Source organism: Flavobacterium pectinovorum, assembly GCF_006438875.1.
Lineage (GTDB): Bacteria > Bacteroidota > Bacteroidia > Flavobacteriales > Flavobacteriaceae > Flavobacterium > Flavobacterium pectinovorum_A.
Genome location: NZ_RCZH01000018.1, coordinates 1 through 12,793, shown reverse-complemented (window position 1 = coordinate 12,793; position 12,793 = coordinate 1). Strand labels below are relative to the sequence as shown.

At 37.2% G+C, this 12,793-nt stretch carries 7 protein-coding genes; 3 read left to right on the top strand and 4 right to left on the bottom strand.

Features of this window, described 5'->3' with window-relative positions; genetic code table 11:
• Window positions 1-9: 9 nt before the first annotated feature.
• Window positions 10-1,068, bottom strand: coding sequence for a 3-oxoacyl-ACP synthase III family protein (locus EAH81_RS21625; RefSeq protein ID WP_140511092.1), 1,059 nt, complete (start codon window positions 1,066-1,068; stop codon window positions 10-12).
• Window positions 1,069-1,367: 299 nt separating this feature from the next.
• On the opposite strand from EAH81_RS21625, the gene EAH81_RS21620 reads away from it, so the two are divergent.
• Window positions 1,368-1,793 (top strand): response regulator, encoded by a 426-nt coding sequence (locus EAH81_RS21620; protein ID WP_140511091.1) that lies wholly within the window; start codon window positions 1,368-1,370, stop codon window positions 1,791-1,793.
• Between the two features lie 230 nt (window positions 1,794-2,023).
• Here EAH81_RS21620 and EAH81_RS21615 read toward each other — a convergent pair whose 3' ends face one another.
• Window positions 2,024-2,311: a hypothetical protein gene (locus tag EAH81_RS21615; RefSeq protein WP_140511090.1), complete on the bottom strand. Its 288-nt coding sequence runs from the start codon at window positions 2,309-2,311 to the stop codon at window positions 2,024-2,026.
• 848 nt (window positions 2,312-3,159) lie between these two features.
• The gene (locus EAH81_RS21610) at window positions 3,160-3,348 is read right to left on the bottom strand and encodes a hypothetical protein (protein WP_140511089.1); all 189 of its coding nucleotides are present in this window, start codon (window positions 3,346-3,348) and stop codon (window positions 3,160-3,162) included.
• 246 nt (window positions 3,349-3,594) lie between these two features.
• Between EAH81_RS21610 and EAH81_RS21605 the strand changes: the two genes are divergently transcribed.
• Window positions 3,595-4,261, top strand: a protein-coding gene (locus tag EAH81_RS21605; protein ID WP_410501116.1) for an IS6 family transposase whose coding sequence is annotated in 2 segments (ribosomal slippage) — window positions 3,595-3,798 and window positions 3,800-4,261 — 666 coding nt in all. Because the reading frame shifts where the segments join, the coding sequence is not laid out codon by codon here.
• 237 nt (window positions 4,262-4,498) lie between these two features.
• Here EAH81_RS21605 and EAH81_RS27530 read toward each other — a convergent pair.
• A complete protein-coding gene (locus tag EAH81_RS27530) occupies window positions 4,499-4,807 on the bottom strand; it encodes a hypothetical protein (protein WP_206669099.1) in 309 nt (102 codons plus the stop codon).
• A 1,868-nt stretch (window positions 4,808-6,675) separates the two neighbouring features.
• Between EAH81_RS27530 and EAH81_RS21600 the strand changes: the two genes are divergently transcribed.
• A partial coding sequence (locus EAH81_RS21600) for a PA14 domain-containing protein (protein ID WP_140511088.1) occupies window positions 6,676-12,793 on the top strand: 6,118 nt, incomplete at its 3' end.

Genomic DNA, 12,793 nt, shown 5'->3' with positions numbered 1-12,793 from the left:
TGAAATTGCCTAAACTTTGTAAACAAAGGTATTAATATTCATACCTGCACCAACAGAAGCAAACAAAATGATATCTCCGTTTTTTATTTCATGCAAGGGAAGTTCCCCTTTGGAAATTAAATCGTACAAGGTAGGGATTGTTGCAACACTGCTGTTTCCAAGAAACTTAATAATCATTGGCATAACATCTTTGGGTGGTATTTTTCCATATAGCTTATAAAATCTGTTAACGATTGCTTCATCCATCTTCTCATTGGCCTGATGTATCAATATTTTTTTGATCTGATCGATCTCAATTCCTGCTTTTTCAATGCAGCTTTTCATTGCCTCAGGCACCTGCTTTAATGCAAACTCATATATTTTTCTTCCATGCATCTTGATGTATCTTATATCCTGATTTTGGGCAGGGTCAAAGGAGCTGCCAAAGTAGAGATAGCCCGCTTGCTCATGGGTAAAACTGGCACTGTGATGAGAAAGTAAACCTTTATCCGTGTTTGATAATTCGACAATTGTCGCTCCGGCGCCATCTGCGTATATCATTGAATCTCTGTCGTGCGGGTCTACAACACGCGAAAGGCATTCGGCGCCGATAACCAGACATCGTTTGGCTATTGCTGCCTGCATGTAAGCATTGGCATGAATTATACCCTGAATCCAGCCCGGGCATCCAAAAATGATATCCAAGGCGATACATGCAGGATTTTTAATGTTTAACTTATTTTTGACCCGTGACGCTAAGCTGGGCAGGATATCGGACTGTATGGTATTATAACGCACATCCCCAAAATTATGCGACACTATAATATAGTCAATACTCTCCCCATCAATTCCAGCGTCATCAATAGCCCTTTGGGCAGCTAGAAAAGCCAAATCTGATGTAACATAATGGTCCGGCGCATAACGGCGCTCTTCAATTCCTGTAATAGCAGAAAATTTCTCGATAATGCGTTCTCTGGAATAATTCAAAGAGTTGCCATTTTCATCTAGAAAACAGTGGTTCTCAAAGTATTTATTAGAGATTTTGATTTCGGGAATATAACTTCCGGAACCTATAATTCTCATATTCATATTTCCAAAATTTAGTTTGCGAATTTATTAAATCGGCCTATTTTTTAAATTTTTTTTTCCTTTTTTTTGAGTGAGATTTCTGCTAAAGTCTTGTAAGATTTGACCATGTAGAATTGTAAGCAGATATTGATGAAAAATGACATTATTTTTAAATTATTCTCTTTTTTGCAGTTTTTATAGCTGCGGGGCTGTTTATGTTTTATTGAATATAGAGCAGTACCAATGGTATCTTTGAGATGAAGAACTTCAAAGTATGGTTTTATTTATATACCTTGCCATCAACATTTATTATTAAACTTATGAATAAAAGCGGGCCGATCATAATTATAGAAGACGACCAGGATGATCAGGAAGTATTGGGAGAGGTTTTTAAAAAGCTTCAGTATCCCAATGAAATTATTTTTTTCGGTGACGGGGAGCAGGCGCTTGAATACCTGACCCAGACCACTATCGAGCCTTTTATTATATTCTCTGATATTAATATGCCAAGGCTCAATGGAATAGAGCTTCGCGCAAAAGTTCATGAAAATGAAGATTTGAGAATGAAATCAATTCCATATTTGTTTTTCTCGACCGTTGCCGAACAGCAGCATGTCATCGATGCTTATTCCAAATCGGTTCAGGGATTTTTTGTCAAGCCGTCTGATTTTAATAAAATGACAACCATGATAAAAAACATAGTGGAATACTGGCAGAATTGTGTGTCACCCAATTACATAAAATAGCCGATTTAAGGAATTTATTCTTTGGAAAAGCTTATCTAAGGTGCTTCTTGATTCATTTTATACGATCAAGGGGCAGTTTTCTGGGTGAGATATAAAGTAAAAGTACTATGGAGGTGCTTTTTAATATAGTCGAATCTTGATTCGGCAGGCCATATCATTACTCAGTTTTTATTTTTACAAAAAGAAATGCCTTATTCAGTTCCCATTTTATCAAGAATTTTTTAAAAAAGTTAATTGCACAATACAGTATTATTTATTTTGATCAGGCCTTTTATGGTTATGAAACTTTCATCTGTAGCCGGATTCAGAACGATATACCCCTGATCATCCAGCAGGATGAGAGCATCTAATACTTTTGCCTGGTTTTCCCTTTGGGCAGAAATATTTTCTCTAAATTTTTTCTGAACATTATAAGGGGGGATTACAAGTGCTGCCAGCTCTTCTAATGCGCAGGTCCCGGGGTAACTTTGGGCAAGTTTACTCAGTATCCTATCAAAATAAACGGATGATTTTTTCAAGATATAATAGTTTAAATAATAACATAATAGCTTTGAATAAAGATACGAAGATTTGATTATTATTTAAATATTTTCCCTGACATCTGAGTTGAAATTGGTATCATCTCGCTTTACCTGCATCTTAAAGCTGGTTTAATATATTTGAACCTGACTGCAGCAGGCCTTAGCATTTGTGAGTTTCCAGTTTTCAAAAACACCATGGGAGGCAATTTTGCCACAAACTAAAAGTGGTAATTTCAGAGTATTTTTTTAAAAAAAATCGGTTCTTAGAGATATCTTATCGTTTTGGGCTGATGCGTGTCAAGTTTTGCATTCATTTTAATTATTGAATTTGTTGCTATAGTAAATGCTTTGAGTTAATGATCGGTCTCCTTTGTCTTATAAATTATTAAAACTAGTATTTCTAAATTAGATAGACATTAATGTTTTTAATATATTCGAACCTAAAGTGGGTAGGTCTTGATTTTGCTGGTTTTCTAGTTAACAAAAATACTATTTGCCACGATTTTGCCACAAAATATGGACATGTGAAATATCTTTAAAACCGCCTTAATTTTTTGTGGCAAAAAAGGTATCCACTCCAAAAATCCACTGCCATACTTAGGCTGTAAATCTTCTGAGATATTTAATTAATTAAGCTCCATAATCAGTTCTCTTTTTTTTCTGCTGTTAAAGAAAATGGAAGCTGAAGGTTTTATAACAAAACCGACGGACTATTATTAACTTGTTAATATTCTAAAAACATACTTGTTGTAATTCCCTGCCATAAGTTAAAAATCAATTTGTAAATCTTGGATGGAGAATCTAGAGATTTATAATTTCGTTATTCGAAAAATAAAGATGCTTGATTATTGTACAATTGCTTTCGCTTTCAAGGAACGAACAAGGCTTCTTTTATTCATGTAAGAGCGTCCCGGAATATCAAGCTTAATTGCTTCCTGATACAATTCTTCTTTTGTCCATTCTTCATATGGTCTAATTCTTTCTCCTTTATCAGTAAAAGAATTATAGTAATGAGTGTTAATTTGATTTAACATATCTTAATAGTTTAATGAATTTTTTATGATAAATTAAAATTCTGTAAAAATACAGTTTTTTTGTTATATAATTCCTATAAATTTTCAGAGCCAGTATCATACAGAACCTATCCTTTAAACATAATCATGGCGGATTTTCACAGTCCTCTCAAAAAAGGTAATACACTACGGTGTATGCAGAAAATTGATGGTTCTGTCGCATTTAGAGCTAAGTTCTATCTTTGCCTTTTTTAAATTCTAAAAGTCATGAATACGAAAGGCCATTGCTATCCGAAATCTATTATACTGCAAGCAGTATATTTTAAGCTTAGGTTTACATTAAGCTATCGGGATGTTGAAGAGATCATGAAAATTCGAGGAGTTTATGTTGATCATGCCACGATCCAACGCTGGGTTTACAAGTTCACACCTTTCATTGAGTCAGAGATGAAGAATAGAAAGGTGAGAGTAGGGGGCAAGTTGGAGATTGGATGAAACCTATATAAAAGTAAAAGGTATATGGTGTTATTTATATAGGGCAGTAGATAAATTAGGCAATACAGTAGACTTTCTTTTGACCAGAAAAAGACAGAGAATGAGCGCTCAGTCTTTTCTAATTAAGGCAATTAGTAATAATTGCCGACCAAGCGTAATAAACATTGATAAAAGTGGTTCTAATACTGCAGCAATCAAAGTCTATAACAAGTGTTCGTTCTCAAAGATTAAAATCCGGCAATGTAAGTATCTCAACAATATTATAGAACAGGATCATCGTTTTATCAAGTGGCGCATCCAAAACGGATTAGGCTTTAAAAGCTTTGAATCAGCCAGACGAACATTGAGCGGGATTGAAGTTGTCCACATGCTCAGGAAGAATCAGATGGTTAGTCCAGGGGTAACTATGTTTAAATCATTCTGTAAATTGGCAGTTTAATTTCTAAATTACTTAAATTCTTATATTTGATTTTGACAGATGCGACAGAATCGTCCAATGAATTAAGAATGTTCCAAATAATGCCAGAATTTTCAAAAAGTATGAAGTATCATATTGAAAAAATAATCCAATAAATATAGTGGTAACCCAAGAAAATAATAGAGCAGAAAAGATCAACCACAAGGCCTTTAGCCATCTTTTTTCTGATATTTTTTTTGAATATTTTATAAACTTATATTAATAGAGCAGCTGCATAGGAATGAATGTGAAGACAAAAAGATATTCAATCTGGTCAAGTATATCAATTATTCTATTTCCAAAATTTGAAATCTTAAAAAGCCCCAAAACAACATCAAGGTCATGAGTTATATTAAGGATAACTGAATAGCCAAAGGGAATAAACAGCAATATCCTTTTTGTATTATTTTTTATAGTATGCTCAACACGACGTAAAATAAAAAGAAAAAGAAAAACTGGGAGGAGAAATGCCCATTCAACGTCGTCAAGAAGGCGTAGGAAAGATACTGACCGGTGTGCTCCGCTCATATCAAGCACAAGATTTAATAAAAGTATTGAAAGAGTAAATATCGCGTAAGCTAAATATTTATTTGATGAACTAGTGAATAATGGCGATCTTAAAATAATTAAGCCTAAAATTATTCCTTGGAAAATCGCAATGTTTATTAGTGTTAAGTAAATCAAAGTTAAATAGGCAGCTAATATTTTAGAGGTTTTTGTCTGGATTTCCGGAACGAATTTAAATTAACTCTGAAAATTTCCTTACCTAATTAAGAAATGATTCACTTTTATATCATAGAAATGAAATATTTTAATTTCTTGAATTTATAAATAGATTAAAATAAAAAAGCTCCAGATTTCTCTGAAGCTTTTTTCTCTTAGTAGCGGGAACGGGACTCGAACCTGTTAGCAAAATAAAATAACTAAAATAAAAACAGCGTAATACAATTTCGAACCTAAACTTCTTAGGTATTGATTTTGCTGGGTTTCTAGTTTTCAAAATACCCATGTGTCACGATTCTGCCACAAAATATAAAACACTAAATTTTATAATACTTATTGTTGTTTAATTGGTTGTTTCATAGGGTTTTATATTTTAAGGACTGTTGCTGTTTGGTAGGGTTGAAGACTTTCTAAATCTAAAAATTAACGAAGTGGTGACTTAAACTGTATTTCGGAATTCAGTCATTAAATCTACTAGTAATTTAATTTCCAATACAGAAATTAACAGTCCAGTATTACTGGGGGTTGACAGATGTCGAGGTACAATAAAGATACGAATCTGAACAAAATATAACGAAACAAAAACAAACAAACCTTATCCTTTTTTTAGTAGAATGTGGAATTTTGTTAAACCGTAATAACATCTTTTTTTAAGAACATATTAATGCAGTGGTTGAAGCAAATTTATAAAAAATATCATTTGAAGGATTGACATTTTAAAGCTTTTTCGTTTTCAGAGTTTACAGTTTAGATTGAATTTGCATACATTGGAGATACTTGTGAACCGAACTTTAAAAAACAACTTTAACACAAAAGCTCTATTTATATTTCGTCTTTTGGATTGCTGCAGATTCTAACACAAATTATGCAGTGCTTATCAACATTGAATTTCTATTTTTCAAAAACTCTTGTGCCATGATTCTGCCACAAAACTTAGACTTGTGGAATATGTTTAAAACCGCCTTAACTTTTTGTGGCAAAAAAGATATCCACTCCAAATGCAATGTGCCACGATTCTGCCACAAAACTTTAGACTGGTGCATAGCGTTAAAAATCGCCTTAACCTTTTGGGGCAAAAAAGTTATCCACTGCAATTTTTAATATTATAGATCCTTCCAAAATTGTAACAAGTGCATAAAACCAAAAACCAAAGATATTCTATTAAAAAAAACAAAAGAATAAAAAATATTGCCAAAATACTTCTGAAAAACGTAGGTTAGTCGAATTTTCAGATTGAAGAAAAACTATAAAATTTGAGAAAGCATGGTTATTGATAATTTTCTAAATTTTTAAGGCTATTATACTGGAGCTAATGATATGTCATTGTTTTGAATTTATAATAGCAAATAATTAACAAAAATGTTAATTATCTGTTAAAAAAAATATTTTTAATTTTAGATAAGTATCCTAATTTTGTGGCTTTTTGCAAAATGTATAAATATTTATTATTTAATTATGTTAATTCCTATAAAAGATTGCTATATTTATATTGTTAAACCTTAGTGATTTAGTAAATAATTAACAAGTGTTTATTTTCACTCTACCCAAAGTGATGATTTTTGAAATGATTTTCTTATGTCTTAATTCATAAATTAGATATAATAATTGGCAAATGCCCCTTAAAGCTATGCTCAAATTATAAATGTTCATTTTTTTAATTAATTACTTATTCTATGGGAAACAAATACTTTTTTTTTGTCATTGTTTTTTCAGTAATTTTAATATCTCCACAGAGATTATATGCGCAAGCCCCAGGGGGTATAAACACTAATCTTAAACTTTGGCTCAAAGCCAGTACCGGGGTAACCACTAGTGGTACAAATGTCACTACATGGAACGACCAAAGCGGTGGCGGCATGAATTTTTTGCAGCCGACAACAGCTTCACAACCGGTATTAGTTAATAATTCCATTAACAATAATCCTGCAATAAAATTTACAGCAGATGTAATGAATAAAACGGGAGGTATTACCGGAGTTGGTAGTATTAGCGATATCAATATATATTCGGTTGTACGGATAAATAATTCATCAGGCAATACTTCCTTGTTACAACAACCAATATCTGGTGGGGAATTAGGAGTCTACATGCCTTTTAGTAATACAGTGTATTGGAGACCAAAAACACCTGATGTTACAATTCCTTTTGCCAATATTCCTAATAATACACAGCCTAATCTTTACAGTTTCACTGCTAGCACGATCCTTGGGCAAACTTATCCGGGAATTAAAAATGCAATAGTTGTAAATGGAAAAATTAACGCGTCAGGTGCGACCATGACTAGTTTTACTGGAGCTGCAAGCAATATGACTCTCGGTAATAATATGGTAAATGATGACATAGCTGAAGTAATTGTTTATACAGGCCCATTAAATGCAGCACAAAATAATCAAATTCAAAGCTACCTCGCCCTTAAATATGGTATAACATTAGATCAAACCCTTGCGTCAAATTATGTTAACAGTACCGGAACAGTGTTATATCCATCAGCGACTTCCCATAGCGGTTATGTGAAAGACGTAGTTGGGATCGCTAAAGACGATGGAGCGGGACTTAATCAAGTAAGTTCAAAAAGTGTTAATAACGGCGCTGTATTGACTGTTGAAAGTCCTGCAGTGCTTAATAATGGAGAATATTTTATAACAGGTGATAACGGATTGAGCCTTGCTTTACGTTCTACAGATGCTCCGGCAGGATATGGTCAGCGACTGCAAAGGATTTGGCGTGTAAGTAAATCGTCTAATCCAGGTACGGTTACTCTGAGAATGTTTGTAGGTGACATACCGGAACTAATGGCTAACCCAAATTTGGCTACAGTAGCTTTACTAAAAAATAACACTAACAGTTTTGCCTCAGCTGTTCCTATTACTGGTGGAACCCTTATAGGACCGTATAATGACATGATTGAATTTACAGGTGTAAGCCTTAACGATGGGGATTATTTTACTTTAAGCGTAGGTACCTGGGTTTTGCCTCCAACTGATTTTGAATTTTGGTTTGGGGTGCCTCGTTGGGCTGTTGGCTACAGAATCCCTCAAAAGTTGCATTTTACTGGTGCATCTGAGACTCAATATGCGACGTATATTATTGATATGCCGGCTGACTCTGGGTTTGCACCTATAATTGGAACGGTAGCACCTCAAGGTTCAGATATTATTGATCTCACATCTTTTATAAATAATATTACTGTAGAACCTGCAAATGTTATTTTAAATCGCGGACTCAGAATACGTGTAAGCGGGCAAATGGGAGCTTATTATGCTAATGAACAAGGTAATAATTACGGAACAATGCCACTGCGTGGTCCCAACGCCCTTGGTACGTCTTTTATAATTCCGGGACAGAATACTTTTAATAACGGTGGATCCTATCCCAATGCAAGAGCACTTTTCGTAGTTACAGCTACTCAGGATGGTACCCAAGTAACCATAACACCTTCACAGGCTATCGTAGGTCACGGCGCCAACGTCCCTTTTAACATAACCCTGAATAAAGGGCAGAGTTATTCAGCAGATGCAGTCCTTACAACAGGTAATCATTTAGGGGGCAGTTTAGTGACAAGTAATAATCCGGTGGTGGTTACTTATAGCGATGACTTATTAGGTTTTGGTACGGCTGCAGACAATGCCGGGGACCAATTAGTGCCAGTCAGCAAATTAGGTTTAGAGTATGCACACATAAGAGCCAATTTGAATAATAGTGGCGAACGCGCTTATATTTTTGGTTCTGAAAATGGGACTACCGTAACTATATTTGATGGTACAACGACCACTACACAGGTCGTTAATAAAGGAACTTTTGTCCAGCATTTATTACCAGTAGGTGTTATAGCAGCCAGTATTAAAGCCGACAAACCTATTATGGTATATAAAATGGGCGGTTATAGCGACGAATTAGGAGGAGGTATACTCACGCCAATTGCCGACTGTAAAGGTACTCAGTTGATAGCTTTTCAATATGCCACTACTGCATCCAATGCTGTTTTTAGTTTTGTGGCTCCAGATGCTATTGTTGGTAATTTCTTGCTTAACGGAAATTCTTCGATAGTTACAGCAACTGATTTCGTACCCATTCCGGGAATTCCCGGTTGGAAATACTGCAGGAAAACTGTAACCGGTGTTTTCGCGCAGGGACAGGTCGTAAAGATTGAAAATACGGCAGGTAAATTCTATTTTTATCAAAATTTATATTCATCTGCTGGTGGTGGTGGTGGTGATTACAGTAATTTCTCTGATTTTGGTAATGTGGTATTATTTCCTAAAGCTACAAATGTTTGCGGTTCTGATCCTATTGTCTTGAACAGTGGTGCTATTGCGTTTAATACAATTATTACAAGTTACAGCTGGACAGGCCCTAATGGATTTACCAGTACAGTGGCCAATCCGGTTATAACAAGTCTTACTCCAACTAATATTGGCACATATGTACTGACTGTTACAGATGAAAATAACTGTCCTTTTACCGAGAATGTGATTGTGGATTTTCCGGTAAAGAGTATAACGGTTACCCCGACACCTTCAGCTCCTTGTGTAGGCTCCACTTTACAATTTACTTCTGCGCCGACACCTGCGGAAGCGGTTCCTGCCAGCATAAGCTGGACAGGGCCTAACGGTTTTACCAGTACCCAGGCTAATTTTGAGATTACAAGTGTTACCGCTGCAAATGCAGGTACTTATACGTGTACTTATACGGATAAATACGGATGTACAATTAGCACCAGCACCACTATAGCGGTTAGTCCATCAGTGGTTGCCAGCTTTACCATAGCAGGCAACAACAAGCTCAGCTGCACCAGCAGTCCTATTACCCTTAGCGTTACCGGATTCACGCAGGGCATTAACTATGAAACCTTTCAGCCCTATAATGCACTTTCACTTTTCGCCAGTTCTGATTTTACTCAGGTATCCAAAGGCTTTTATAATGAACAACCAACTAATAACGGCGTGGCTGCACAGATAAACCTTTTAGGCCTTACAGGCATCACGGCGTCCTCAAGCGGTTATGGGGTGAAGTACTATGGTTTTATCAATATTGTCACTGTGGGAAGCTATACTTTTTATACCAATAGTGTAGACGGCAGCAATTTATACATAGATGGTTCCCTTGTGGTAAGCAATGACGGTGGACATGCAGCTACCGAAGTGACTTCAAGCCCAATTGCATTATCTGTTGGTAACCATGCTATTGAAGTCAATTATTTTGTTGCACCAACAAGCGCGGATGCGCTGACAGTTTCTTATGCAGGGCCTTCGATTGCTAAACAGGTAATACCGGCAGCGAGACTTTTTTACGCGGCAGGTGCAGCACCCGCCCTTACCTATAATTGGAGTACCGGAGCAACTAATACCCCAACTATAAATGTTACCACTCCGGGCACTTATACCGTAACGGGTTCTAACGGAGGCTGTAGCTCTATTGCCAGTTTTACTGTAACAAGTATAGACAGTTACGATTACAGCGACTCCGATACACCATGGTCGGTAGCACAGGCAAAAGTAAAAAGCTGCGTTGTAGCTGGCGTGCCATCAGGTTCCAATGGAGCAGTATGGGCAGGTGAGGGTATAAGTACAGAATCAACTGCACTGAAAAATGCAAGTGCCACGGCAGATATTTTTGATGACGGACTTATCTCACCAACCAGTACCAGTGGACCTTTCACTATAAATTTAAGCAGTAACACCCCCGGCACAATAGTATATTACGGGGTGTGGTACGATTGGAACAACAACGGTGACTTTGTAGATGATGTAGACTTGAACGGAAACCCTGCTTTTTACAGCGGAAGTGGTATTGCCGGCTCAACGGCACCCATTACCGTACTACCGCCAACAGGAGCAGCAACCTTATACAGGTCAAGGCTTATAGTGGCGGATATCCCCGTAGTATTTACGGCTTTTAACGATATATTCGAAAATGGCGAGATAGAAGATTACAGCTCGATTCTATCGCTGAGCGGAACTGTATTTACAGATAGCAATGGCTTAATAGGTACACCGTCTAACACTGTAAATGGTGTTGGTACCAATGCAGGGGGCCTAACGGCAATATTGGTTAATAGTGCAGGCAATGTTGTAGCAAATGCTACAGTAGCCGCAAACGGAACCTATAGTTTTGTATCACTTGCGGCCAATACTTATAGTATTGTGTTAAGTACGACAACGGGAACTATTGGTGCAGTTGCACCGGCAGCATCCCTGCCAACAGGCTGGGTAAATACAGGAGAAAACCTTGGATTAACCGCTGGAAATGACGGAACAGTAAATGGTATTTTAACAGGGATTGTCCTGAGCAGCGCCAGTGTAGCCAATGCCAACTTTGGTATAAATACCCCACCTGTGGCCAACCCATTAATAGCCTGTTTGGTAGATTCGGGAGGGCAGATAATTGTGCCTACTCTAACGGGTTCCGATACACAGGATGGGATTTATACCGGTATCAGCAATACCAACAGTATAACAATCGTGACCTTACCAGCAGCAGTTGACGGAGTATTGTATTACAATGGTATAATTGTAACTACTGGACAGATAATTCTAAATTACAATCCAAGTTTGTTGACTTTGGATTTTAATCCAAATTTTTATTCTGCGTCCTTTACTTTCAATGAAATAGATGCAGCAGGAACGGTAAGTTCACCAGCTACGGTAAACTTATCTACGGCTTTTGCTGGACCTGACACATCCACTGATCAAAATGTTCCTATCACGATGGCCGCAACAGGAACTGGGGTATGGACAGCACAAGTAGGTAACCCTGTATCTGTACCACCAGTAAACATCGTAAGTCCAAATAGCCCGACGACTCAAATTTCCGATTTTCACACTGATGGAATATATGGTTTTATTTGGACAAATAGCAATGGTTGCAGCGATACCGTTTTGGTCACCGTCCCAACGGTACCGCCAATTGTAGCCAATGACGACGCTGGAAATTCGGTAAATGGATTTACTGGAGGGACTTCCTTGGTTAATGTACTGACAAATGACACCTTAAATAACGTAGCTGTGGTAGGTTCAAATGTCACCACTACTTTTGTGAGTTCTACTAACGCTGGAATTACATTGTCGGGAACCACAGTAAATGTTGCTCCAGGAACACCTTCGGGTAGTTATACTTTAGTATATCGAATCTGCGAAATTATCAGACCAACCAATTGCGATGATGCAACTGTTAATATAACAGTAACTGCTCCAGTCATCGATGCTGTAGCAGATGATTATACCACAACACCTGTTAACGGAATCGGTGGAGGAACAACCACTTCCGTTCTTGCCAATGACACTCTTAACGGGGTTATTTTAATACCGTCTGCTGTTACTTTAACTCCTGTTGATGTTCCAACAGGACTAACCCTAAATGCAAATGGTACTATTACCGTAGCACCTGGAACATCTGCAGGTACATATGTAGTTACATACAGAATTTGTGAAAATCTGAATCCTGGAAACTGTGATACAGCTACCGCTACAGTATTTGTAATGGTTCCAAGCATTGCTGTTGTGAAAACAGCCGCAGTTGGTGGCACGGGCGCTGTTGGCGATCAGATCACTTATACTTTTACGGTTAGCAATACAGGTAATGTAAGCCTGAGCGGCGTGGTGGTAAACGATGCCCTTACAGGCAGCGTGAACCTGGCGGTTACCCCAGCAGTTCTGGCCCCTGGTGACACGGGCACGGCTACGGCTGCTTATACTATTACACAATCAGACCTTAATACAGGTAATGTGACCAATACGGCTACTGCCACAGGTACAGCTCCGGATGCGAGCACGGTGAGCGATACCTCAGGAA